Origin of the sequence: Streptomyces sp. CC0208 (genome assembly GCF_003443735.1) — a bacterium.
In the GTDB taxonomy this organism is placed as follows: domain Bacteria; phylum Actinomycetota; class Actinomycetes; order Streptomycetales; family Streptomycetaceae; genus Streptomyces; species Streptomyces sviceus.
Genome location: NZ_CP031969.1, coordinates 5,653,297 through 5,678,301 on the forward strand (window position 1 = coordinate 5,653,297; position 25,005 = coordinate 5,678,301).

Below are 25,005 nucleotides of genomic sequence, written 5' to 3' on the forward strand. Positions count from 1 at the left end.
GGGGGTTCACTCCTGGTGGGAGAGGGCGCGGACGGTGCGGGACGGGCTGGGTCGGCCCAGGTGTTCGGCCATCCAGGCGCTGGTGGCGACGAGACGGCCGAGGTCGACACCGGTGTCGATGCCGAGGCCCTGAAGCATCCACACGAGGTCTTCGGTGGCGAGGTTGCCGGTGGCGGACCTGGCGTACGGGCAGCCGCCGAGGCCGCCCGCGGAGGCGTCGACCGTCGTGACCCCGTGTTGCAGGGCCGCGTAGGTGTTGGCCAGTGCCTGGCCGTAGGTGTCGTGGAAGTGCACGCCCACCTTCTCGACCGGGACGCCGAGTTCGGTCAGCAGCGCCCGCACGTGCCCCGGGGTCGCCACTCCGATGGTGTCGCCGAGGCTCAGCTCGTCGCAGCCCATGTCGAGCAGGGCGCGGCAGACCTTGGTGACCTGGGGGATCGGAACCGCGCCCTCCCACGGGTCGCCGAAGCACATGGACAGGTAGCCGCGGACGTGCACGCCCTCGGCCTTGGCCCGCGCGACGACCGGGTCGAACATCGCCAGGGCCTCGTCGACCGTGCGGTTCAGGTTGGCTTTGGCGAAGGACTCGGTGGCACTGGCGAACACGGCGACGCGGCGGGCTCCGAGGGCCAGCGCGCGATCCAGGCCGCGTTCGTTCGGGACGAGGACCGGGAGGTCCACGGGCAGGTCGGCGATCTGCGGGAACAGCTGCTCCGCGTCCGCGAGTTGGGGCACCCACTTCGGGTGGACGAAGCTCGTCGCCTCGATCGTCGTGAGCCCGGCGTCGGCCAGGCGGCGCACGAACTCCGCCTTCACCTCCGTCGGCACGGTCGACTTCTCGTTCTGGAGGCCGTCGCGGGCGCCGACCTCGTGGATGCGGACGCGGGCCGGGAGCCCTGCTTCGGCTACGACCATGGGGAGTGTCATTTCTCCTCCTCCACCGGGGTGATGACCGCCAGCACCTGGTCCATGGCGACCGTGGTGCCCGGCGTGACGTCCAGCTCGGCGACCGTGCCGGCGTGCGGGGCGGAGATGACGTGCTCCATCTTCATCGCCTCGACGACGAGCAGACTCTGCCCGGCGGCCACCTCGTCCCCGACCGCCACCTTCACGACGGTCACCGTGCCGGGCATGGGGGCGGTGAGCGAGTCGGCACCGGCGTGGGCGGAGCGGGTGAGGGACGCGGCGACCGGGTCGTGGTCGCGCACGTGCCAGGCGTCGCCGTCGCGGCCCACCCAGTCGGCGGCGCGGTGGAAGGTGTGGCGTACGCCGTCGAGGGTGACCGAGACCTGGTCCTCGGTGACGGTGTGGGCGCCGCGCGGGACGTGCTCGACAGGGTCCTGCACCCGCAGATGGAAGCCGACGGGCTTCGGGGTGCCTCCCATCCGCCAGCCGCTGGGCACCGAGAACGGGTCGGTCCAGCCGTCGCCTTCCGGCCGCAGCCCTGAGAGCCGTACGGCCGCCGCCGCCTCGTACACCTCCTCCGGTACGTCCGTGGAGACCAGGTCGGCCACCACGCGCTCGACCAGCCCGGTGTCCAACTCGCCCTTCACCACGTCCGGATGGGCCAGCAGCCGGCGCAGGAACCCCGCGTTGGTCTGCACGCCCAGCGTGACCGTCTCCGCGAGAGCCGCCCGGAGCTTCCTGAGCGCTGTCGCACGGTCCGGGCCGTAGGCGATGACCTTGGACAGCATCGGGTCGTACAGGCTGCCGACCTCGGTGCCCTCGCTGAGCCCGGAGTCGGTGCGGACGCCGTCGCCCTGGGGTTCGTGGAGCCGGAGCACGGTGCCGCCGGACGGGAGGAAGCCCTTTGCGGGGTCCTCCGCGCAGACGCGGGCCTCGACCGCGTGCCCGGTCAGCCGGACGCCCTCCTGGCCGTACGGCAGCCGCTCGCCCGCCGCGACCCGCAGCTGCCACTCCACCAGGTCAAGGCCGGTGACGAGCTCGGTGACCGGGTGCTCCACCTGGAGGCGGGTGTTCATCTCCATGAAGTAGTACGAGGACGGATCGTCGCCGGGCACGATGAACTCGACGGTGCCCGCGCCCCGGTAGCCGCAGGAGCGGGCCGCCTCGACCGCGGCCTCGCCCATCGACGCGCGCGTGTCCTCGTCGAGGAGCACGCTGGGCGCCTCCTCGATGATCTTCTGGTGCCGGCGCTGGAGGGAGCACTCGCGCTCGCCGAGGTGGATCACGTTGCCGTGGCCGTCGGCCAGCACCTGGATCTCGATGTGCCGGGGCCGGTCCACCCACCGCTCCACGAGCAGGGTGTCGTCGCCGAAGGAGGTGCGGGCCTCGCGGCGGGCGGCGGCGATCTCCTCTTCGAGGACCGTCAGGTCCCGGACCAGCCGCATGCCCTTGCCGCCGCCGCCCGCGCTGGGCTTCAGCAGCACCGGGGCGCCCAACGCGCGTGCGGCCTCGACGAGTTCGGGGTCCCGGCCGCCGGGCACGACCGGTACACCGGCCGCCTCGACGGTCTCCTTGGCGCGGATCTTGTCGCCCATGAGGGCGATCGCGTCGGCGGGCGGCCCGATGAAGACCAGCCCGGCGTCGGCGCACGCGCGCGCGAAGGCCGCGTTCTCGGCGAGGAAGCCGTAGCCGGGGTGGACGGCCTGGGCGCCGGTGCGGGCGGCGGCCTCCAGGAGGCGCTCGGCGGACAGATAGCTCTCGGAGGCCGGCGCCGGTCCCAGGCGTACGGCGGTGTCGGCCTCCCGGACGTGCCGGGCGTCGGCGTCCGCGTCGGAGAAGACGGCCACCGAGCGCACGCCCAGGGCGCGCAGGGTGCGGATGACGCGGACCGCGATCTCGCCCCGGTTGGCGACAAGCACTGTGTCAAACATGGGTCCTCACATCCGGAAGACGCCGAACTGGGGGTCGCCCAGCGGCGCGTTGGCGCAGGCGGTCAGGGCCAGGCCGAGGACCTGACGGGTGTCGAGCGGGTCGATGACCCCGTCGTCCCAGAGGCGGGCCGTGGCGTAGTAGGCGTTGCCCTGGCGCTCGTACTGGGCGCGGATCGGGTCCTTGAAGGCGTCCTCGTCCGCCGCGGACCAGCTTTCGCCGCGCTGCTCCAGCTGGTCCCGCTTGACGGTCGCGAGGACGGACGCGGCCTGCTCGCCGCCCATGACGGAGATCTTGGCGTTGGGCCACATCCACAGGAAGCGGGGGGAGTAGGCCCGGCCGCACATGGAGTAGTTCCCGGCGCCGTACGACCCGCCGACGACCACCGTCAGCTTGGGCACGCGCGTGCAGGCGACCGCGGTCACCATCTTGGCGCCGTGCTTGGCGATGCCGCCGGCCTCGTAGTCCTTGCCGACCATGAAGCCGGAGATGTTCTGCAGGAACAGCAGCGGGATGCCGCGCTGGTCGCACAGCTCGATGAAGTGGGCGCCCTTCTGGGCCGACTCGGAGAACAGGATGCCGTTGTTGGCCACGATCCCCACCGGGTGGCCGTGGATCCGGGCGAAGCCGGTGACCAGGGTCTGCCCGAACTCGGCCTTGAACTCGGCGAACCGGGAGCCGTCGGTGATCCGCGCGATGATCTCGCGGACGTCGTAGGGGGTGCGGGAGTCCACCGGCACCGCGCCGTAGAGGCCGTAAGGGTCCACCTTGGGCTCCACCGCGGGCTCGACGGACCACGGCAGCGGCCCGCGCGCAGGGAGCGTGGCGGCGATGTTCCGGACGATCCGCAGCGCGTGCGCGTCGTCCTCGGCGAGGTGGTCGGTGACGCCGGAGATCCGCGAGTGCACCTCGCCGCCGCCGAGCTCCTCCGCGGTGACGACCTCGCCGGTGGCGGCCTTCACCAGCGGGGGACCGCCGAGGAAGATCGTGCCCTGGTTGCGGACGATGACGGCCTCGTCGCTCATGGCGGGGACGTAGGCGCCCCCGGCCGTGCACGAGCCGAGGACGGCGGCGATCTGCGGGATCCCGGCCCCCGACATCCGGGCCTGGTTGTAGAAGATCCGCCCGAAGTGTTCGCGGTCCGGGAAGACCTCGTCCTGCATGGGCAGGAAGGCGCCGCCGGAGTCCACGAGGTAGATGCAGGGCAGGCGGTTGTCGAGGGCGACCTCCTGCGCGCGCAGGTGCTTCTTCACCGTCATCGGGTAGTACGTGCCGCCCTTGACGGTGGCGTCATTGGCGACCACGACGCACTCGCGCCCGCTGACCCGCCCGATCCCGGCGATGACCCCGGCGGCCGGGGCCTGTCCGTCATACATCCCCTCGGCCGCGAGGGGGGCCAGCTCCAGGAAGGGCGAGCCGGGGTCGAGGAGGGTGTCGACCCGGTCCCGGGGCAACAGCTTCCCGCGCGCGGTGTGCCGCTCGCGCGCCCTGTCCCCGCCGCCCAGCCTGGCCGCCGCGAGCTTGTCCCGCAGCTCGTCCACGAGGGCCCGGTGGGCCTCCTCGTTGGCCTTCCAGGCCTCCGACGCGGGGTCTGCCGCGCTCGTCAGCTCGGGTGCCTGATCCATGTCCCGCGGTCCCCTCACCCAGTGCTCGCCTGTTAATGAGCGTTAACCATTTCCTTCAGGTTAACGACCGCTAACCTCCCTGTCTAGAATTGCTCGCATGGCCACCAGAACCGACGCCCCCACTCGCCGCGAGCAGATCCTCAAGGAGGCCGCGCGGCTGTTCGCCGAGCGCGGGTTCCACGGCGTGGGCGTGGACGAGATAGGCGCCGCCGTCGGGATCAGCGGGCCCGGCCTCTACCGGCACTTCCCGGGCAAGGACGCGATGCTGGCGGAGCTGCTGGTGGGGATCAGCGGCCGGCTCCTGACCGGCGGCAAGCGCAGGGTCGCCGAGTCGGACGGCGGCGACCCCGAGGCGCTGCTCGACTCCCTGATCGAGGGCCACATCGACTTCGCGCTCGACGACCGCCCCCTGATCACCCTGCACGACCGCGAGCTGGACCGCCTCCGGGACAGCGACCGCAAGCTGGTGCGGCAGCTCCAGCGGCAGTACGTCGAACTGTGGGTGGAGATCCTGCGCGAGGTCTACCCCGCACTGGCCGAGCCCGCCGCCCGCTCGGCCGTGCACTCCGTCTTCGGGCTCCTGAACTCCACCCCGCACCTGGGCCGCCCCGGCTCGCTCCCGGGTCGCGGCGCCACCGCGGAGCTGCTGCACCGCATGGCCCGGGGGGCGTTCGCGGCCGCGGCGGCGTGACGAGCGTTACGGGATCAGCTCTGGACGCGTCTCCTTACCGGCCGGTACCTTTGACCTCTGAGCAAGCGCTTAGACATGGACTCTCAGTCAGGTGGAGGTGGCGGCGGTGCGCCGTACGGTGTTCAACGAGGACCACGAGGCGTTCCGGGAGACCCTGCGCGCCTTCATCGAGGCCGAGGTCGTCCCCGTCTACGACGAGTGGTTCCAGGCAGGCCAGGCGCCGCGCGACTTCTACTACAAGCTCGCCGAGCTCGGCATCTTCGGCATCCGCGTGGACGAGGAGTTCGGCGGCGCCGGCATCGACTCGTACAAGTTCGAGGCCGTGATGTACGAGGAGACCGCACGCGCGGGCGTGCAGTTCGGCGGCTCCGGTGTGCACGTCCTGCTCGGCCTGCCGTACATCAAGATGCTCGCGACCGACGAGCAGAAGAAGCGGTTCCTGCCGAAGTTCGTCTCCGCCGAGGAGATGTGGGCCCTCGCGATGACCGAGCCGGGCACCGGCTCCGACCTCGCGGGCATGAAGACCACCGCCAAGCTCTCCGAGGACGGCACGCACTACGTCCTCAACGGCGCCAAGACCTTCATCACCGGTGGCGTGCACGCCGACCGCGTGATCGTCTGCGCCCGCACCTCCGCGCCCACCGCCGAGGACCGCCGCTTCGGCATCTCCCTGTTCGCCGTGGACACCAAGTCCGAGGGCTACTCCGTCGGCCGCAAGCTCGACAAGCTGGGCCTGAAGACCTCCGACACCGCCGAGCTCGCGTTCGTCGACGTCAAGGTCCCCGTCGAGGACCTCCTCGGCGAGGAGAACAAGGGCTTCTACTACCTCGGCCACAACCTCGCCTCCGAGCGCTGGGGCATCGCCTACGGCGCCTACGCGCAGGCCAAGGCCGCCGTCCGGTTCGCCAAGCAGTACGTCCAGGAGCGCACCGTCTTCGGCAAGCCGGTCGCGTCCTTCCAGAACACCAAGTTCGAGCTGGCCGCCTGCCAGGCCGAGGTCGACGCGGCCGAGGCCGTCGTGGACCGCGCCCTGGAGGCCCTCGACGCGGGCGAGCTGACCCCCGCCGAGGCCGCCAGCGCCAAGCTGTTCGCCACCGAGGTCGCCCACCGCGTCATCGACCGCTGCCTCCAGCTGCACGGCGGCTACGGCTTCATGAACGAGTACCCGATCGCCCGCCTGTACGCGGACAACCGCGTCAACCGCATCTACGGCGGCACCAGCGAGATCATGAAGTCGATCATCGCGAAGGACATGGGTCTGTAAGCCGCCCGCAATCACCGGCCGGTACAAAAGAACCCCATGAGCCAGGCACTTCAGGACCTCCTCGATCTGCTCGACCTAGAGCAGATCGAGGAGGACATCTTCCGCGGCCACTCCCGCCCCGCCGTCGTCCCCCGCGTCTTCGGCGGGCAGGTCGCGGCGCAGGCGCTGGTCGCCGCAGGGCGCACGGTCCCCGAGGACCGGCTCGCCCACTCCCTGCACGCGTACTTCCTGCGGCCCGGCGACCCGGGCGCGCCGATCGTCTACACCGTCGACCGCATGAACGACGGCCGGTCCTTCACCGCCCGCCGCGTCCTCGCGGTCCAGCACGGCCAGCCGATCTTCGCCCTCTCCGCCTCCTTCCAGCGGCACGAGGACGGCTTCGACCACCAGGCCGCCATGCCGGCCGCCCCCGACCCGGCCACGCTGCCCACCTCCGCGGACCGGCTGCGCGGCTACGACCACCTGGATCCCACGGTCGTGGAGCGGTTCCTGGAGGCCCGCGAGGCGATCGACCTGCGGTACGTCGACGAGCCGCCGTTCGGAAAGTTCGGCGAGCCGCGCGAACCGCACTCCCAGGTCTGGTTCCGCACCAACGGCAAGCTCGCGGACGATCCGCTGCTGCACGTCGTCCTCGCCACGTACGTCTCCGACATGACGCTCCTCGACTCGATCCTGCTCGCGCACGGGCGCGGCGGCTGGGCCGTCGGTGACGTCGTCGGGGCCTCGCTGGACCACGCGATGTGGTTCCACCGCCCCTTCCGCGCCGACGAATGGCTCCTGTACGACCAGGAGTCCCCGTCGGCCTCGGGCGGCCGGGGCCTGGGCCAGGCCCGCATCTACACGCAGGACGGCCGGCTGGCCATCTCGGTGATCCAGGAGGGCGTGGTCCGCGCGCCCCGGTGACCGACGCCTACGACAGGCCGGCCTCGCTGAGCAGGTACGCCGTCATCGGGTCGTAGTGGCGCGGGCTCACCACGTGGTCGTCGAGGGGCACGGTCACCTGGACCGTGCCCTCGGCCTCCGCCAGGAACAGCGCCGGGTCGTTGGAGTCGGCGTAGCCCATCGCGTCCACCCCGTGCCGGCCGGCGTAACCCGCCCAGCCGTGGTCGGCGACGACCAGGTCCGGCAGCGGGCGGCCCTCGCGCTCCAGGGCCGTGAGGACGGCCTTCATCGGGTCGCCGGAGTGGGTGTGCCACAGCGTCGCGCCGTGCTCCAGGACCGCCACGTCCGCGAACTGCATGACGTACCCCTCGTCCGTCTGGAGCCCGTCCGGGATGACGACGATCTCGCAGCCGGCGGTGCGCAGCGCGGCGGCCGTGGCGTGGTGGACGTCGAGCAGGCCGCCGGGGTGGCCGGTGGCGAACAGCACCCGCTGCGCCCCGTCCGCCGCCTTGCGCAACCGGGCCGCCATCCGCTCCAGACCGGCGACGGTCAGCTCCGGGTCGATGGTGTCCTGTCCGTACCGGTACTCCGGGTCGTCGTTGACCCCCACCCGCTCCGCCATCACCGCGAGCACGTCCTGCTCGTCACTCCAGCGGTCCCCGAGCTCAAGGCCGAACCAGTAGTGGCGGTTGCCGTTCGCCAGCTGGCGGTAGTGGGAGAGGTTGTTCTCCCGCGGGGTGGCCACCTCGCCCGCGATACGGGTCTTCACAAGGTGGTCGACGAGCTCGGCGCGGCTGGGTGTCCCGGGTATCGGCATGTCTCCCATTCTGAGGCACGTCCTCACGGGACCGCCGCGCATCCCGCCCGCTGGGACGCGGGTCACGCGATCATGGTCGCCGCAGCGCGAACCACAGCTCCATCCGTACGTCCGGGTCGTCCAGGTCCAGCTCCAGCAGCGCCGCGCACTTCGCGATCCGCTGCCGCACGGTGTTGCGGTGCACGTCCAGGGCGACCGCCGTACGGTCCCAACTGCCGTGCAGGGACAGCCAGGTGCGGAGGGTGTCGGTGAGGGCGGGGGCGTTCTCGAAACGGGCCAGCAGCGCGCGGGCGTGTGCCTCGGCGTCCGCCTCCGGCACCAGGTCGGCGAGCGCGGGCTGGGCCCCGTACCGGACGAGCTCGGCGCGCAGGGCCCGGGCGCGGGCCAGCGCCCGCTCCGCCTGGGCGTCGGCGACGGCCCACTCCGCCGGTCCGGCGACGGCGCTGACCCCGAGCGTCCACCCCGGCTGCGGGCCCGGTTCCCGCTCGGCGGGCAGCAGCACCCGTACGACATCCCGCGCCACGTCGATGAGCGGCGACCCGAGCGCCGCGCCGAGGGCGGAGGCGGCGATCGGGTCGGGAGCGGTGGACGTGTCGGGCCGGGCGTGCACGACGACCCACCGCACGCCACCGAGGAGCGGCGCCACGTCCTCGGCCGACGCCCCCAGCAGCAGCCGCACCAGAGCGGACGACCGCGCGGCCTCCGACCCGCTCTGATGCTCACCGGTGAGCAACGACAGCAGGACGGCGGCGACGGAGGCGATGGTGTGATCACCGGGGTCACGGTGGGACGCGGCGACCCCGAGCACAAAGCCGCGCCCGGCACCGAGGGAGTAGGCGGCGAGGTGGACACCGGCGGTCGCGTGGCTGGCGGAGGTCGGCGTCCCGGGGCCGGAGGGGCGTACGACCTCCGCGAGTCCCGTCAGCGCCTCCCGGGCGGTCGTGCCCACCGGTCGCCCGGCGGCTGCGACCTCCACCCCGTCCGGCCCGTACAGCACGGCCCACCCTCCGACCCGCTGCGCCAGCTGCCGCAGTACGGACGGCACCGGATCCGGGCGGGCCGCGGCCGCGGCCAGGCTCTGCTGGGCCTCGGTCACGCGGCGCAGTTCCGCGTGGCGGGCCTGGGCCATCAGCTGCCACACCGCACGGGCCACCCCGGAGAAGGTGGTGCGGGGCGGCACCTCCAGGAGGGGCAGCTCCCACGCGTCGCAGGCGGCGACCAGGGCGCGGGGCACCGTGTCGTGGACCGGGGCCAGGCCGAAGCCGAGGGCCGCGCCGCCCGCCGCCACGACCCGGGAGACGTAGTCGTCGAAGTAGGTGCCCGAACCCGCCGCCTCCGGAATGTGCACCCCCGCCGTCAGCAGCAGCTCACCGCCCAGCAGATACGGGTACGGGTCCGCCATCTCCGAGGTGTGCGCCCAGTGGATCACCGTGGACGGGTCCGAGGGCCCCGCGATCTGCCGCAACCCGAGATCCTCGCGGGCCAGCAGTGCGGCCAGCGGGACCGGCGGGGTGGGTGGGACAGCCGGGTCCGGCATGGTGGACGTTCCCTCCATCCAGTACCGCTCGAATGGATGAAACGTACACTTCGCAGTCGCTTTCCGGCCACCTAGTGTCGACGCAGACCGGCAGGCCGCAGACCGGCAAGGTGCAGATCGGCAGAAGGAGGGCTCCGACATGGCCGTCGACTACACGGTGATCGTCGTCTATCTGGTCGGCATGCTCGCCATGGGCTGGTGGGGCATGCGCCGCGCCAGGTCCAAGAGCGAGTTCCTGGTCGCCGGGCGCCGCCTCGGACCCGCCATGTACTCCGGGACCATGGCCGCGATCGTCCTCGGCGGCGCCTCCACCATCGGCGGCGTGGGCCTCGGCTACCGGTACGGCCTCTCCGGCGCCTGGATGGTCTTCACGATCGGCCTCGGTCTGCTGGCCCTGTCCGTCTTCTTCTCCGCCCGCATCGCCCGCCTCAAGGTCTACACCGTCTCCGAGATGCTGGATCTCCGGTACGGCGGCCGGGCCGGGGTCATCTCCGGCGTGGTCATGTGGGCGTACACCCTCATGCTCGCGGTCACCTCGACCATCGCCTACGCCACGATCTTCGACGTCCTCTTCGACATGAACCGGACCCTCGCGATCGTCCTCGGCGGCTCGATCGTCGTCGCCTACTCCACCCTCGGCGGCATGTGGTCCATCACCCTCACCGACATGGTGCAGTTCGTGGTGAAGACCATCGGCGTGCTGCTCCTGCTCCTGCCCATCGCCGTCGTCAAGGCGGGCGGCTTCGGCGAGATGAAGGCCAAGCTCCCCACCTCCTACTTCGACCCGCTGGGCATCGGCGGCGAGACGATCTTCACCTACGTCCTGATCTACACCTTCGGCATGCTCATCGGTCAGGACATCTGGCAGCGCGTCTTCACCGCCCGCAGCGACACCACCGCCAGGTGGGGCGGCACGGTCGCCGGCACCTACTGCCTCGCCTACGCCCTCGCCGGCGCCGTCATCGGCACGGCCGCCAAGGTCCTCTACCCCGACCTCGCCAACGCGGACGACGCCTTCGCGACCATCGTGAAGGACGAACTCCCGGTGGGCGTAAGGGGCTTGGTGCTGGCCGCCGCGCTCGCCGCCGTGATGTCGACGTCCTCCGGCGCGCTGATCGCCTGCGCGACCGTGGCGAACAACGACATCTGGTCGCGGCTGCGGGGGAGGCCGGTCGAAGGGGAGCACGACGAGGTCCGGGGCAACCGCGTCTTCATCCTCGTCATGGGCGTGGCCGTGATCGGTACGGCCATCGCGCTCAACAACGTCGTCGAGGCCCTGACCGTCGCCTACAACCTCCTCGTCGGCGGTCTCCTCGTCCCGATCCTCGGCGGCCTGCTGTGGAGGCGCGGCACCGCCCAGGGCGCGCTGGCCTCCGTGGCCGTCGGCGGCCTCGCCGTCATCGCCCTGATGGCCGGCTACGGCATCCTCGCCAACGAGCCCGTGTACTACGGCCTCCTGGCCTCCCTGGTCGTCTACGTCGCCGTATCCCTGGCGACCCCGGCGACCGACACCGCCGTACTCGAGGCGTGGCGTGATCGCCTCGCCGGGCGCGGCGAGGTTCTCGAACCGGTCCCGGCACCCCGGTAGACCGGACGACAGCGAACAGAAGACAGAAGGAAGGCACCCGATCATGAGCTCCCCCGAGACCCCCCGCGGCCCCGTCGACTCCTCCCGCATCCCGCGCTACGCCGGACCCGCGACCTTCGCCCGGCTGCCGCGCCTCGACGAGGTCGGGCGGGCCGATGTCGCCGTCGTGGGCGTGCCCTTCGACTCGGGTGTCTCCTACCGGCCCGGCGCCCGCTTCGGCGGCAACGCGATCCGTGAGGCGTCCCGGCTGCTCCGGCCCTACAACCCGGCGCAGGACGCGTCCCCGTTCGCGCTGGCGCAGGTGGCGGACGGGGGCGACATCGCCGTGAACCCGTTCAACATCAACGAGGCCGTCGAGACGATCGAGGCGGCCGCGGACGACCTCCTCGGCACCGGCGCCCGCCTGATGACCCTGGGCGGCGACCACACCATCGCCCTTCCGCTGCTCAGGTCCGTCGCGAAGAAGCACGGCCCGGTCGCCCTGCTGCACTTCGACGCCCACCTCGACACCTGGGACACCTACTTCGGCGCCGAGTACACGCACGGGACCCCGTTCCGGCGGGCGGTCGAGGAGGGCATCCTGGACACCTCCGCCCTCTCCCACGTGGGCACCCGCGGGCCGCTGTACGGCAAGCAGGACCTGGACGACGACGAGAAGCTCGGCTTCGGCATCGTCACCTCGGCGGATGTCATGAGGCGCGGTGTGGACGAGGTCGCCGACCAGCTCCGGCAGCGCATCGGGGACCGTCCGCTCTACATCTCCATCGACATCGACTGCCTGGACCCGGCGCACGCGCCCGGCACGGGCACGCCCGAGGCGGGCGGCATGACCTCCCGCGAGCTGCTGGAGATCCTGCGGGGTCTGGCATCGTGCAACCTGGTGTCGGCGGACGTCGTCGAGGTGGCCCCCGCGTACGACCACGCGGAGATCACGTCGGTGGCGGCCTCCCACACCGCCTACGAACTGACCACGATCATGTCCCGCCAGATTGCAGAGGCCCGCGCGCAGTGACTCACGACCACGACCTGGTGCTCCGTCCGACGGAGGCGCAGATTTCCGCTGCTCTCAACCCTCCTCCCGGCCGTAACGGCGGAGACCTGGTCGTGGAGACGCTGGCCGCGCTCGGCGCGACGACCGTCTTCGGCCTGCCCGGCCAGCACGCGCTCGGCGCGTTCGACGCACTCCGGCGCTCCGACCTGCGGTACATCGGCCTGCGGGTGGAGAACAACGCGGGCTTCGCGGCGGACGCGTACGGCAGGATCACGGGGGAGGCGGCGCCGCTGCTGCTGTCGACGGGACCGGGGGCGCTGACGTCCCTGGCGGCCCTCCAGGAGGCGGCCGCCGCCTCCGCCCCCGTGCTGGCGATCAGCAGCCAGATCCCCACCGCCGGTCTCGGCGGTGGCCGTCACGGCTACCTCCACGAACTCCCGGACCAGTCGGCCTCCTTCAGGGGCGTGGTGAAGTCGGTCCACACCGTTCGCGCCCAGTCCCAGATCCCCTCCGCGATCGAGGCGGCCTGGACCTCGGCCCTGACCGTCCCGCACGGGCCGGTGTGGGTGGAGATCCCGCAGGACGTGCTGCTCGCCGAGACGTCGATCCCGGTGGTGACGGGCGGCGACGCCTTCCCCGAGGAGCTGCCGCCGCGCCCCGAACTCACGGCGGTGGCGGCCGACCTGCTGTCGAACGCCGCCCGCCCGGCGGTCATCGCGGGCGGCGGAGTCGTACGTTCCGACGCCTCGGGCAAGCTGCGACAGCTGGCGGAGACGCTGCGGGCCCCGGTGGTCACCACCCCCGGCGGCAAGGGCGCCTTCCCCTGGACGCACCCCCTGTCCCTCCAGTCCTGGATCGAGGACCGCCACACCACGGACTTCCTGGAGGACGCGGACGTCCTCCTGGTGGTGGGTTCGGGACTGGGGGAGTTGTCGTCGAACTACCACACGTTCAGGCCCCGGGGCCGGGTGATCCAGATCGAGGCGGACCTCGGCAAGCTGGAGGCCAACCACCCCGCGCTGGGCATCCACGCGGACGCGCGACTGGCGTTGCAGGCACTCCTGGAGACGGTGTCGCCGAGGAAGGACGAGGAGGCTCCGGAACGGGTGCGGGAAGTGCTGGCCCGTGTCGCCGACCGTATCGCCGCCCAGGAACTCACCCTGGAACAGGATGTGTTGGCATCGGTCCGCCGGGCGCTGCCCGCCGGCTCCCCGTCCTTCTGGGACATGACGATCCTCGCGTACTGGGCATGGTCGGCGTTCGACGCCAAGGGCCCCAACCTGCTCCACTCCGCCCAGGGCGCCGGCGGTCTGGGCTACGGCTTCCCGGCGGCGCTCGGCGCGGCGGTGGCCGACCCGACCCGCCCGGTCCTGGCGGTGTCGGGTGACGGAGGGGCGCTGTACTCGATCGCCGAGTTGGCCACCGCCCGCCAGTACGACCTGAACGTCACCTGGCTGATCGTCGACGACGGCGGCTACGGCATCCTGCGCGAGTACATGACGGACGCCTTCGGCCAGGTGACCGCGACCGAGCTGACCCGCCCGGACTATGTGGCACTGGCCGAGTCCTTCGGAGTCCCCGGGGTCCGTACGACCCCGGAGACCCTCGCCGACGACCTGTCGAAGGCGCTCGGCTCACCGGGGCCCTCGGTGGTGGTCCTCCCGGCGGTGCTGCGGATGTTCGCGCCCACGCATCTGTAGGACGCGCGGCGCCTACCAGATCGCCTCGACCCACTCCGGGTGGTCGATGAACGGGTTGCGGTTGTGCTGGTAGGTGTCGTAGATGACCTGGTTGCGCTTCTCCTCGAAGGCGCTGGGCGGGTCCGCCTCGTTCCAGGCCTTGAGGACGGAGAGCTTGCCGATGTAGGGGTTGGAGCCGTTGTTGACCTTCTCGTTGGGCTCCAGGTCGGCGAAGCCGTCGCCGCCGTCGTAGCGCACGGCCATGTAGAGGATCATGCGGGCCACGTCACCCCGGTCCGCGGCGCGCGGCGCGAAGGAGTCGGAGTCGACGGTGCTGCCGCCGCCGTTGGTGACGGCGCTGCCGCCGTTGTCGAAGTCCAGGTTGCCGCGGATGCTGTTGATCTGGACGTCCGCGGGGCGCAGGTGGTGCAGGTCGGTGCCGGGCCCGGTCACCTCGCCGAAGTCGCCGTGGGACTTGGCCCACACGTGCTCACGGTTCCAGTCGCCCGTGTCACCGCCGTTGAGGGACTTGCTGCGGGAGACACCGCTGTACAGCAGGATCACGTTGCTGCTGTTGTTCGGGTCCTGGTCGGTGACCTTGAGCGCGTCCCAGACCGCGGAGTACGAGATCTTCGAGACGTTGGCGCTGATGATCGTGTGCAGGGAGGACTTCAGGCTCGTGCCCGTCTTGCCGACCGCGTTCTTGTAGTACGTCGTGTCGTACGCGGTGGTCGTGGCGGCGGCCGGGGTCGTGGTCACGACCGGGGCGGTGAGCCCGGCCAGCACGGCGGCGGTGGTGAGCGCCACCGACTTCCAGCTGCGGTTGCGTGTCGCCAGCATAAAGGGGGTCCCATCTACGCGGGTTGAATGGAGGCGGCAGATGGGAGCGTGACATGGACATGCGGTCGTGTAAATGGATGGCACGTGTCCATTGAGTGACCTGAAACGGCAAATCGGGCCTTGTCTACGCGAGTTGACACGCCGAACGGCCCCCGGCACGTGATCGGGGGCCGTTCGCGATGGACTCGAGGGAGGGAAGGCGGGCTAGTCGGCGAAGAGAGCGCCGAACTGGGCGGAGCCCGAGGTGGAGACGCCCACCGAGGTCACCGACAGGGCGCGGGCGCCGGTCGTGCCGATCTTCGTGCCGGTGGAGGGCAGGTAGGTCACCGCTCCGTCGCCGCCGTCCTCGTACGACCCGATGACCAGGTCGGCCCTGCCGTCGCCGTTGACGTCGTCGAGCTTGACGTCGGCGCCGAACAGGTCGCTCTTCTCGTCGGTGCCGGGGACGCCCGCCGTGCTCTGCGCGAAGGACTGCAGGCCGGTGGAGGTGTTGATGCCACTCGCGGAACCGTACATGACGGTGACCATGCCGGCGTTGGTGACGCTGCCGAGGTCCTCGTTCGGGGTGGAGACGACCAGGTCCTGGTAGCCGTCGCCGTTGACGTCGCCCAGGTCCAGGTCCCAGCCGAAGGCGTCACCCTTCTCCGAACTGCCGGGTACGTTCCCGGTGTTCTGGGTGATGCCGGTGGTCGAGGCGGGGCCGGACGCGGAGCCGTAGGTGATGCTGACCTTGCCGCCGTTCGCGGAGTCCGGGATGGTCCGGCCGTCGCCGGAGGTGGCGTCCCAGCCGGCGCCGGTGACGATGTCGCCGTAGCCGTCGCCGTTGATGTCGCCGATGCCGGTGACGATGCCCGGCTTGAGGGTCTTGACGCCCGCGACGCTCAGACCGCTCGCGGTGCCCGGCACCCAGTAGTTGGTGTTCCAGCCGTTGTCCGTCTGCGTCTCGTAGCCGTCGACCACCAGGTCGGTGCGGCCGTCGCCGTTCACGTCGCCGGCGGTGAGCTGCTCGGGGCCGTAGGGGAAGCCGGACGAGCCGGGCATGATCGGCGGCTTGATGGTGTAGCGGCCGCCGGGCAGGCCGGTGGAGCTGCTGAAGCCGCCCTTGTACACGTAGAGGGTGGCGGAGGAGCTGCCGACGGCCAGGTCGGCCTTGCCGTCGCCGTCGAAGTCGCCGGCGGCCAGGGACAGGCCCCAGTTGTCGTGCGAGGAGACGGCCGGGTCCGGTACGTCGCTCGCCTTGCCGGTGAGGCCGCTCGCCGAACCCCACAGGATCGCGAGGGCGCCGCCGTCGGTGTCGGTGCCGACCTTCTCGTACGGCGAGGCCACGGCGAGGTCGTCGTAGCCGTCGCCGTTGAAGTCGGCGTAGGCCGTCGCGCCGCCGAACAGGTCTCCGGTCTCGGCGTTGCCGGGCACGGTACCGGAGTTCTGGCTGAGGACCGTGCGCTTGGCCGAGGTCACGCCGGAGCCGGTGCTGCCGTAGAGGGCGACGACCTGGCCGGCGTTGGCGTGACCGCTGACGGAGGCGGTGGCGGCCGTGGCCAGGACGTCGCCGATGCCGTCGCCGTTGAAGTCGGCCTTCGCGACCTTGAACGAGTCGGCGGCGGTGGCCGTCGTCGCCGAGACCGTGAGCAGACCGCCCGTCAGCGCGGCAGCGGCGGCCGTCGCGAGGGCGAGTCTGAGGTGCCGGTGGTGCTTCTGGTGCATGCGGGATTCTCCTGCGGCATGCGGGGGACGCCGGGGACGGCATCCGCGTCGATGGGGTGCGGACCGTCCGTGTTTGCCTGGTGTTGTCCTCCGGGACACGGGCGGTTGGCGATCAGGAGACCTTTGGTGGGGCCCGAGGGTTGTACGTGATGCGGCGGGTTCTTCGGCGGCGGACATCGGGCGTACGCCGATGTCCCGCGCCCTTCCGGAAGTGCGGGACATCGGCGTAGGGCGGACAGCCGGTGCGGTGGTCAGCCGACGTCCGAGGGGTCCAGTCGGTAGATCGTCGAGGTGCTGTTCGACTGGCTGCTCTGCGAAGAAGAGCTGCCCGTGCTGTAGTCGCTCTCCTTCACCGCCGTGCCGTTCTTCTGCACCCAGCTCGTGATCTCCTGGCTGAGGCTGCTGTTGCCGCCCATGCCACCGCCGCCGAGCTGGACGTAGTGCAACTCGCCCTTCTTCACCAGCTCCTTGAGCCGGGTCAGGGTCATCGCCCGGTCGGTGCCGGTGAAGCCCCACATGGAGATGACGGGCTTGTGGGTGCTGAGGATCAGCTGGCCGGCACTCTGCGAATTGGACACCGCGAGCAGCCACTTGGCACCGTCCTGGTGCTTCTCCAGGTACGAGACCAGCGCGCTGTCGACGCTGCCGCCCATGCCGCCGCCACCGCCGGGGCCGCCCCTCGCGCTGCCGCTGCCGGTGCCTGTGCCGTCGGGAGGTGTGCCGCCGCCCGGGAACTCCCCGTTCGTGCCGCCCGGCGCGCCGCCCTGCGGGAGTTCACCGTTGCCGCCACCGGGCTGCATCTGGCCGTTGCCACCACCGTTGCCGCTGTCGCCGCCGGGGAGTTCCCCGTCCCCCTGGCCGCTGCCCTGCCGGGTGCCGCCTGGCAGCTGGTCGCCGAAGCCACCTCGGCCACCCCCGCCGCCGGGACCGCCCATGCCGCCCCCGGTCGACGGACCCGCCGTCGGGTTGGTGCCGCCCATCCCGCCGATGGTGGCGGAGAAGGCCGGCGAGGCGGCGTACGCCGTCGGACCCGCGAGGGCCGCCACGACCGCCGCGGCGACCGACACCCCGAGCAGCCGGAGCCTCGTCCCCGAGGCCGCCGTACGGAAGACGAACAGGCCCACGATCGCGAGGGCCATGACCACGCCGACGACCGGCCACAGCCAGGTGTTCCAGCCGGTGGCCCGGCGCAGCAGCACGATCGCCCAGACGCCGGTGACCGCGAGCCCGGCCGGCAGCACCCAGGACCACCGGACGTCACCGCTGCGGAAGGCGCGCCACAGCATGACACCGCCCGCGCCGGTCAGCGCCGCGATGCCCGGGGCGAGCGCGGTCGTGTAGTAGGGATGCATGGTGCCCTCGGCCATCGCGAAGGTCAGGTAGTGCAGCACCAGCCAGCCGCCCCACAGGACGAGCGCCGCCCGGGTCAGGTCGGTGCGCGGGGCGCGGCCGCACAGCAACAGGCCGGCGACGAGCGCGAGGAAGGCGAAGGGGATCAGCCAGGAGATCTGGCCGCCGAGGATCTCGTTGAACATCCGGCCGATGCCCGCGGTGCCGGCGAAGGTGCCGCCTCCCCCGCCTCCGCCGCCCCCGCCGTTGCCCTCGCCGCCGAGGACCCGGCCCAGGCCGTTGTAGCCCATGATCAGGTTCCAGGCGGAGCCGTCCGTCGAACCGCCGATGTAGGGCCGTTCGTCTGCCGGGACGAGCGAGACCGCCGTCGCCCACCAGAAGCTGGAGACCGCCAACGCCACCGCCGCGAGGGCCAGGTTGACGGCCTTCTTCTTCCAGCCGAGCTTCGAGGCGTACACGTACACGGCGAAGACGGCCGGCAGGGCGATGTAGCCCTGGAGCATCTTGGTGTTGAAGGCGAGTCCGAACAGGACCGCGGAGCCGATCAGCGGCAGCAGCCTGTCGGTGCGCACAGCGCGCAGCGCGAGGGCCGCGCCGCCCACCATGAGCAGTACCAGGATCGTGTCGGGGTTGTTGTCCCGGTTGATCGCGACGGTGATCGGGGTGAGCGCGAGGACGAGCGCGGCGAGCGCGGCCGCCGCGTGCCCGAACACCCGCTTCACGGAGGTGTGCAGGATCCAGATGGTGCCGAGGGCGGCCGCTGTCTCGGGCAGCATCATCTGCCAGGTGCCGAAGCCGAAGACGCGGCACGACAGCCCCATGATCATCAGGGCGAACGGCGGCTTGTCGACGGTGAGGAAGTTCCCCGCGTCGAGCGACCCGAAGAACCAGGCCTTCCAGCTCTGCGTACCGCTGTAGACCGCGGCGCTGTAGAAGCTGTTGAGGCTGTTTCCGCTCAGATTCCAGCCGTACAGGACGCCGGCCAGCACCAGGATCGCGAGCAGGGCGGGCAGCGACCAGCGTGGCGCCTTGTCCGGGGGTGCCGCGGTGAGGGCCGGTGGTGGCCAGTCGGCGGACACGGTCTCGGTGGGGGAGTGGGGATCGGTGGCAGATGTCACCCGGGCATCGTGCGGAGGCGGCTTGGGTGAGGGCTGTGACGTACCTGGCGCCATCCTGTGAAACTGCCACGCGTTAGGTAACGACTCGCACAACCATTCCCCATGCGTACAACCATTCCCCCGCACCCGAGAGTCAACAGGGCATGACACGGGGGATATCGAGATACACGAAATGGATCGCGACGGGCGCGCTGGCCGCGTGCGTCGCCGCCGCCGCTCCGGCCGCCGCCGCGACCGCACCGGCCGTCAGCTGCACGTCCGCCAAGGCGGGCCTCGCCGACAAACTCAAGCGGGACATCACGTCCGCCCTCGCCAACCGCTCCGGCACCGTCGCCGTGGGCCTCTACGACCGTACGACCAAGACCACCTGCACCCTGCGTTCCTCCACCGCCTACGACTCGGCGAGCGTGGTCAAGGTGACCGTCCTCGCCACGCTTTTGTGGGACGCGAAGAAGCACAACAGGTATCTGACCGACACCGAGACCACGCTCGCCAAGGCCATGATCACCAAGTCGGACAACGACGCGACCAGCAAGCTGTGGCGGCAGCTCGGCCTGACCAAGATCAAGGGCTTCCTCGCCGCGGCCGGCATGACCCAGACCAAGCCGGGGGCGAACAACTACTGGGGCCTGACCCAGATCACCGTCACCGACGAGCAGAAGCTGCTCAAGCTGGTCACCGCGAAGAACACGGTCCTGAGCGACAACTCACGTGCCTACATCCTCAAGTTGATGGGCCAGGTCATCTCGTCGCAGCGTTGGGGCACCCCGTACGGCGCCGGGTCGGGCATCGCCTGGCACGTCAAGAACGGCTGGCTCCAGCGCTCCACCCACGGCTGGCGGGTGCACAGCGTCGGCACCTTCACGGGCGGCGGCCACGACTACATGATCACGGTGCTCACGCACGGCAACAGCACCATGAACTACGGCATCACCACGATCCAGGGCGTCTCCAAGGTCATCCACCGGGACCTCGCGGCGAGCTGAGCCGAAGCCTGCCGGACTCCCGCACGTCCGTGCCGCCGTTTGCTGCGCTGGGCTTGGGCGGGGCGCGCCTACAGGGGGGGCCGGTGCCGGTGCGGGACCTGCGCCACGACGGGCCCTTCGCCACCTTGCCCGTCGGCGCTTCACGGCACGGACTCCCGGGCGTCACCGACCCGGCCTACGGTGACGCGCATGCAGCTGAGAACCGTACTCGCGACCACCACCGCGGCCCTGGCGGCGGCGGCCTGTCTGACAGTGGCAGGACCCGCCGTCGCCTCGGCCCCGGCTCCGGTGAACCACGCCTGCTCGCCGTCCGTCTCCCTCGACCGCTTCTCCGACGTGCTCGACAAGACGACGTACGACGGCACCTTCGTCGGCAACCTCTCCGCGCTCGCCGTGGACCGGGACGGCTCGCTCGCCGCCCTCTCGGACCGCTCCGCCCTCTTCGACCTGGACGAGAGGACCCTCGCACCGGAGTCGGTTGTCCCGCTCGCCGACGAGAAGGGCGCCGCGCTGGACTCCGAGGGGCTGGTGATCGACAAGGACGGCACCCGGCTGATCACCTCCGAGACCGAGCCGTCGATCCGCCGCTACAGCGCCGACGGCAGGATCCTGGACCGCCTCCCCGTCCCGGCCGCCCTCCAGGTCGCCCCGGCGGGCCGCGCCACCGCGAACCAGACCTTCGAGGGCCTGACCCTCATGAACGGCGGCCGCACCCTGCTGGCCTCCATGGAGTACGCGCTCTCCGGTGACACGGCCGGAACCGTCCGCTTCCAGACCTGGACCCGGACCAAGAACAACCACTTCAAGCCCGCCGCCCAGTACGCCTACCGCACCGACGCCGCCTTCCTCGGCGTCCCCGAGGTCCAGGCCCTCCCCGACGGCCGCCTCCTCGTCCTGGAACGCGGCTTCACCTCCGGCGTCGGCAACACGGTCCGCCTGTACCTGGCCGACCCCCGCCACGCGACGGACACGAGCGGCATCGAGAACCTGACGGGCCAGTCCGGCGTACGGCTGATCAGGAAGACGCTGCTCACGGACATCGCGAGCTGCCCCACCCTGGGCGCCACGGCGAAGCAGCCCCAGCCGAACCCCCTCCTCGACAACATCGAGGGCATGGTGGTCACGGGTCACCAGAAGGGCCACGAGAAGGGCCAGGAGAAGGGCCGCCTGAAGGTCCTCCTGGTGAGCGACGACAACCAGAACGCGGTGCAGACCACCCGGTTCTCCTACCTGAGCGTGCGGGTCTGACCCTCGAAAATGTTGCGGAGGGATGAAATCCGCTTCCGTCCGCGTTGGTGCCTTCCGGTAGATCAGGACGATGGACGAACCGGAGGGCACCCGCGTGACACCGCAACGGGGATGGGCGCGACGACTGGCCGGGTACGCCTGGCGCTACCCCAAGGACGTCGTACTGGCCCTGGGCTCCTCCCTCGGCGGCATGGCCGTCATGGCGGTCGTCCCCCTGATCACCAAGGTGATCATCGACGACGTCATCGGCGACCACAGCAGGGACATGGCTCCCTGGGCGGCCGCCCTCGTCGTGGCCGCCGTCCTCGTCTACGCCTTCACCTACGTCCGCCGCTACTACGGCGGCCGCCTCGCCCTCGACGTCCAGCACGACCTGCGCACGGAGATGTTCGGCACGATCACCCGCCTCGACGGGCGGCGCCAGGACGAGCTGTCCACCGGCCAGGTCGTCGGCCGGGCCACCAGCGACCTCCAGCTGATCCAGGGCCTGCTCTTCATGCTCCCGATGACGATCGGCAACTTCGCTCTCTTCGTGATCTCCCTGGTCGTGATGGCCTGGCTGTCGATCCCGCTCACCCTGGTCGCCCTCGCGGTCGCCCCGGCCCTGTGGTGGATCGCCAAGCGCTCCCGCTCCAAGCTGCACCCCGCCACCTGGTACGCCCAGGCCCAGGCCGCCGCCGTCGCGGGCGTGGTCGACGGCGCGGTCAGCGGCGTACGCGTGGTGAAGGGCTTCGGCCAGGAGGACCAGGAGACCGGGAAGCTCCGGGAGGTGGGCCGCCGCCTGTACGCGGGCCGCCTGCGCACGATCCGCTTCAACTCGAAGTACACCCCCGCGCTCCAGGCCGTCCCCGCCCTCGGCCAGGTCGCGATGCTCGCGCTCGGCGGCTGGCTCGCGGTCCGCGGTCACATCACGCTCGGCACCTTCGTCGCCTTCTCCACCTACCTCGCCCAGCTCGTGGGCCCGGTCCGCATGCTCGCCATGGTCCTCACGGTCGGCCAGCAGGCCCGCGCCGGCACCGAGCGCGTCCTGGAGCTGATCGACACCGAGCCGTACCTGAAGGACGGCACCAAGGAACTGCCCGCCGACGCTCCGGCCACCGTCGAGTTCGACGACGTGTCCTTCGGCTACGACCACGAGCGCCCGGTTCTCGACGGGCTCAGCTTCGAGATCCGCCCGGGCGAGACCCTCGCGGTCGTCGGTTCCTCCGGCTCGGGCAAGTCCACGGTCTCCCTGCTCCTGCCGCGCTTCTACGACGTCACCCACGGCGCCGTCCTCATCGGCGGCCACGACGTCCGCGAGCTCACCCTGGACTCCCTGCGGTCCGCGATCGGACTGGTCCCCGAGGACTCCTTCCTGTTCTCGGACACGGTCCGCAACAACATCGCCTACGGCCGACCCGACGCGACGCAGGAGGAGGTCGTGAAGGCCGCCCGCGCCGCTCAGGCGGACCGTTTCATCGCCGAGCTCCCCGAGGGCTACGACACCACGGTCGGCGAGCACGGCCTCACCCTCTCCGGCGGCCAGCGCCAGCGGGTCGCGCTCGCCCGGGCGATCCTCACCGACCCGCGCCTGCTCGTCCTCGACGACGCCACCTCCGCGGTGGACGCCCAGGTCGAGCACGAGATCCACGAGGCCCTGAAGCAGGTCATGGAGGGCCGCACCACCCTGCTCATCGCCCACCGCCGCTCCACGCTGAACCTCGCCGACCGCATCGCCGTCCTGGAGAACGGCCGCCTCGCCGACGTGGGCACCCACGAGGAGCTGGAGAAGCGCTCCGCGCTCTACCGCCGCCTGCTCACCGACCCCGACGGCCTCGGCGGCGTCTCCCCGGGCCACGCCCGGCCGGCCGCCGTACAGGAGGACACCTCCGTACGCGACGAACTGGACGCCGAGTTCGACGCCGAACGCGGGGTCACCCCCCGCCTGTGGACCGGCGACCGTGAGCGCAAGGACCTGGCCCTGGCCGGCACTCCGGCCACCCCCGAACTCCTCGCCGAGGTCGACGCGTTGCCCCCGGCGACGGACATCCCCGACATCGACGAGGCCCGCGCGGTCACGCCCGAGGAGTCGTACGGCCTGCGGCGGCTGCTGCGGGGCTTCGGACCCCCGCTGCTGATCAGCCTGGGCCTGGTCGCCGTGGACGCCGGTATGGGTCTGCTGCTCCCGGTGATGATCCGGCACGGCATCGACGACGGTGTCTCGCGGATGGCCGTCGGGGCGGTCTGGACGGCGACCCTGCTCGCCCTGCTCTCGGTGCTCGTCCAGTGGGCGGCCCAGATCGGCGAGACCCGGATGACCGGCCGCACCGGCGAACGGGTCCTCTACTCCCTCCGCCTGAAGATCTTCGCCCAGCTCCAGCGGCTCGGGCTCGACTACTACGAGCGGGAGCTGACCGGCCGGATCATGACGAGGATGACGACGGACGTCGACGCCCTCTCGACCTTCCTGCAGACCGGCCTGGTCACCGCGTTCGTCTCGGTCGTCACCTTCTTCGGCATCATGGTCGCCCTGCTGGTGATCGACGTACAGCTGGCGCTGGTCGTCTTCGCGACGCTGCCGCCGCTGATCGTCGCCACGTACTTCTTCCGCAAGGCGAGCGTGAAGGCGTACGAACTCGCCCGTGAGCGGGTCTCGGTGGTCAACGCGGACCTTCAGGAGTCGGTGTCGGGGCTCAGGATCGTGCAGGCGTTCCGCCGGGAGCGGGACGGTGGGGCGCGTTTCGCGGAACGCAGCGACAGCTACCGCCAGGCCCGTATCCGGGGCCAGTGGCTGATCTCGATCTACTTCCCGTTCGTCCAGCTGCTGTCCTCCGTCGCCGCTGCGTCCGTACTGATCGCGGGCGCCGGCCGGGTGGACGCGGCGACCCTGACGACCGGCGCGCTGGTCGCCTACCTGCTGTACATCGACCTGTTCTTCGCCCCGGTCCAGCAGCTCTCCCAGGTCTTCGACGGCTACCAGCAGGCGACCGTCTCCCTGGGCCGCATCCAGGAACTGCTCCAGGAGCCGACGTCCACGAAGGCGGCGAGGGAGCCCCTGGAAGTCCTCTCGCTGCGCGGTGAGGTCGCCTTCGAGGACGTGCGCTTCGCGTACGGGGACGACGAGGAGGCCCTCGGCGGGATCGACCTGAAGATCCCCGCCGGGCAGACGGTCGCCTTCGTCGGAGAGACGGGCGCGGGCAAGTCCACCCTGGTCAAGCTGGTGGCCCGGTTCTACGACCCGACGGGCGGCCGGGTCACGGTCGACGGCACCGACCTGCGCGCCCTGGACCTGACCTCCTACCGCCACCGGCTCGGCGTGGTCCCCCAGGAGGCGTACCTCTTCCAGGGCACGGTCCGTGACGCCATCGCCTACGGCCGCCCGGACGCCACCGACGCCGAGGTCGAGGCGGCGGCCCGCGCGGTCGGCGCCCACGAGATGATCGCCACGCTGGAGGGCGGCTACCTCCATGAGGTCGCCGAACGCGGCCGCAACCTCTCGGCCGGCCAGCGCCAGCTGATCGCGCTGGCCCGCGCCGAGCTCGTCGACCCGGACATCCTGCTCCTGGACGAGGCCACGGCGGCCCTGGACCTCGCCACCGAGGCCCAGGTCAACCAAGCCACCGACCGCATCGCGGGCCGCCGTACCACCCTCGTCGTGGCCCACCGTCTGACGACCGCGGCCCGTGCGGACCGGGTCGTCGTGATGGATCATGGCCGTGTGGTCGAGGACGGCACCCACGACGAACTGCTCGCGCTGGAGGGGCGGTACGCGGAGCTGTGGCGGACGTTCGTCGGGGAGCCGGTCGAGGTGTCTCGCTGACGATCGTGCAACCGTCCGACATACGTTGTGCGTCCGTACACCTGTACGCCC

Annotated in this window: 17 protein-coding genes; 9 read left to right on the forward strand and 8 right to left on the reverse strand. The window is 71.3% G+C overall.

Annotated elements, in window-relative coordinates:
• Positions 1-6 precede the first annotated feature (6 nt).
• The 3 genes from D1369_RS26030 to D1369_RS26040 are packed head-to-tail and all read right to left on the reverse strand — an operon-like array spanning position 7 to position 4,460.
• The gene (locus tag D1369_RS26030; protein ID WP_007382219.1) at positions 7-927 is read right to left on the reverse strand and encodes a hydroxymethylglutaryl-CoA lyase; all 921 of its coding nucleotides are present in this window, start codon (positions 925-927) and stop codon (positions 7-9) included.
• Positions 924-2,837, reverse strand: coding sequence for a biotin carboxylase N-terminal domain-containing protein (locus tag D1369_RS26035; protein ID WP_007382218.1), 1,914 nt, complete (start codon positions 2,835-2,837; stop codon positions 924-926). The genes D1369_RS26030 and D1369_RS26035 overlap by 4 nt, the downstream gene beginning before the upstream one ends.
• Before the next feature lie 6 nt (positions 2,838-2,843).
• On the reverse strand, positions 2,844-4,460 hold the full coding sequence (locus D1369_RS26040; RefSeq protein WP_007382217.1) for a carboxyl transferase domain-containing protein: 1,617 nt from the start codon (positions 4,458-4,460) through the stop codon (positions 2,844-2,846).
• 97 nt (positions 4,461-4,557) lie between these two features.
• Here D1369_RS26040 and D1369_RS26045 point away from each other — a divergent pair, with 97 nt between their 5' ends.
• From D1369_RS26045 to D1369_RS26055, 3 genes are all read left to right on the forward strand, one after another.
• Complete coding sequence (locus tag D1369_RS26045; RefSeq protein WP_007382216.1) at positions 4,558-5,151, forward strand: TetR/AcrR family transcriptional regulator; 594 nt, start codon at positions 4,558-4,560, stop codon at positions 5,149-5,151.
• A gap of 106 nt (positions 5,152-5,257) precedes the next feature.
• Positions 5,258-6,415 carry an acyl-CoA dehydrogenase family protein gene (locus D1369_RS26050; RefSeq protein WP_007382215.1) on the forward strand — a complete coding sequence of 386 codons (1,158 nt, stop codon included), beginning with the start codon at positions 5,258-5,260 and terminating at the stop codon, positions 6,413-6,415.
• Between the two features lie 36 nt (positions 6,416-6,451).
• Positions 6,452-7,318 carry an acyl-CoA thioesterase II gene (locus D1369_RS26055; RefSeq protein WP_007382214.1) on the forward strand — a complete coding sequence of 289 codons (867 nt, stop codon included), beginning with the start codon at positions 6,452-6,454 and terminating at the stop codon, positions 7,316-7,318.
• Positions 7,319-7,325: 7 nt separating this feature from the next.
• Here D1369_RS26055 and D1369_RS26060 read toward each other — a convergent pair whose 3' ends face one another.
• Both D1369_RS26060 and D1369_RS26065 read right to left on the reverse strand, forming a co-directional pair.
• Complete coding sequence (locus tag D1369_RS26060; RefSeq protein WP_007382213.1) at positions 7,326-8,114, reverse strand: phosphatase; 789 nt, start codon at positions 8,112-8,114, stop codon at positions 7,326-7,328.
• A gap of 70 nt (positions 8,115-8,184) precedes the next feature.
• Positions 8,185-9,651, reverse strand: coding sequence for a PucR family transcriptional regulator (locus D1369_RS26065; RefSeq protein WP_205574490.1), 1,467 nt, complete (start codon positions 9,649-9,651; stop codon positions 8,185-8,187).
• Between the two features lie 139 nt (positions 9,652-9,790).
• Here D1369_RS26065 and D1369_RS26070 point away from each other — a divergent pair, with 139 nt between their 5' ends.
• Genes D1369_RS26070 through D1369_RS26080 form a run of 3 tightly spaced genes read left to right on the forward strand, consistent with a single transcriptional unit; the run spans position 9,791 to position 13,930 of the window.
• A complete protein-coding gene (locus D1369_RS26070; protein ID WP_007382210.1) occupies positions 9,791-11,239 on the forward strand; it encodes a sodium:solute symporter in 1,449 nt (482 codons plus the stop codon).
• Positions 11,240-11,282: 43 nt separating this feature from the next.
• Positions 11,283-12,251, forward strand: coding sequence for an agmatinase (gene speB, locus D1369_RS26075; protein WP_007382209.1), 969 nt, complete (start codon positions 11,283-11,285; stop codon positions 12,249-12,251).
• Positions 12,248-13,930 carry a thiamine pyrophosphate-binding protein gene (locus D1369_RS26080; protein WP_007382208.1) on the forward strand — a complete coding sequence of 561 codons (1,683 nt, stop codon included), beginning with the start codon at positions 12,248-12,250 and terminating at the stop codon, positions 13,928-13,930. The genes speB and D1369_RS26080 overlap by 4 nt, the downstream gene beginning before the upstream one ends.
• Before the next feature lie 12 nt (positions 13,931-13,942).
• On the opposite strand, the gene D1369_RS26085 is transcribed toward D1369_RS26080, so the two are convergent.
• The 3 genes from D1369_RS26085 to D1369_RS26100 all read right to left on the reverse strand — a co-directional run bounded on the left by D1369_RS26085 (position 13,943) and on the right by D1369_RS26100 (position 18,921).
• Positions 13,943-14,749, reverse strand: coding sequence for an endonuclease (locus D1369_RS26085; RefSeq protein WP_007382207.1), 807 nt, complete (start codon positions 14,747-14,749; stop codon positions 13,943-13,945).
• A gap of 204 nt (positions 14,750-14,953) precedes the next feature.
• A complete protein-coding gene (locus D1369_RS26090) occupies positions 14,954-16,453 on the reverse strand; it encodes an FG-GAP and VCBS repeat-containing protein (RefSeq protein WP_007382206.1) in 1,500 nt (499 codons plus the stop codon).
• A gap of 251 nt (positions 16,454-16,704) precedes the next feature.
• A complete protein-coding gene (locus tag D1369_RS26100; RefSeq protein ID WP_007382205.1) occupies positions 16,705-18,921 on the reverse strand; it encodes a glycosyltransferase family 39 protein in 2,217 nt (738 codons plus the stop codon).
• Positions 18,922-19,064: 143 nt separating this feature from the next.
• Here D1369_RS26100 and D1369_RS26105 point away from each other — a divergent pair, with 143 nt between their 5' ends.
• The 3 genes from D1369_RS26105 to D1369_RS26115 all read left to right on the forward strand — a co-directional run bounded on the left by D1369_RS26105 (position 19,065) and on the right by D1369_RS26115 (position 24,954).
• Positions 19,065-19,907, forward strand: coding sequence for a serine hydrolase (locus D1369_RS26105; protein ID WP_007382204.1), 843 nt, complete (start codon positions 19,065-19,067; stop codon positions 19,905-19,907).
• Positions 19,908-20,096: 189 nt separating this feature from the next.
• Positions 20,097-21,155 carry an esterase-like activity of phytase family protein gene (locus D1369_RS26110; RefSeq protein WP_037900126.1) on the forward strand — a complete coding sequence of 353 codons (1,059 nt, stop codon included), beginning with the start codon at positions 20,097-20,099 and terminating at the stop codon, positions 21,153-21,155.
• 70 nt (positions 21,156-21,225) lie between these two features.
• The gene (locus tag D1369_RS26115) at positions 21,226-24,954 is read left to right on the forward strand and encodes an ABC transporter ATP-binding protein (RefSeq protein WP_007382202.1); all 3,729 of its coding nucleotides are present in this window, start codon (positions 21,226-21,228) and stop codon (positions 24,952-24,954) included.
• The last annotated feature ends 51 nt before the right edge of the window (positions 24,955-25,005 follow it).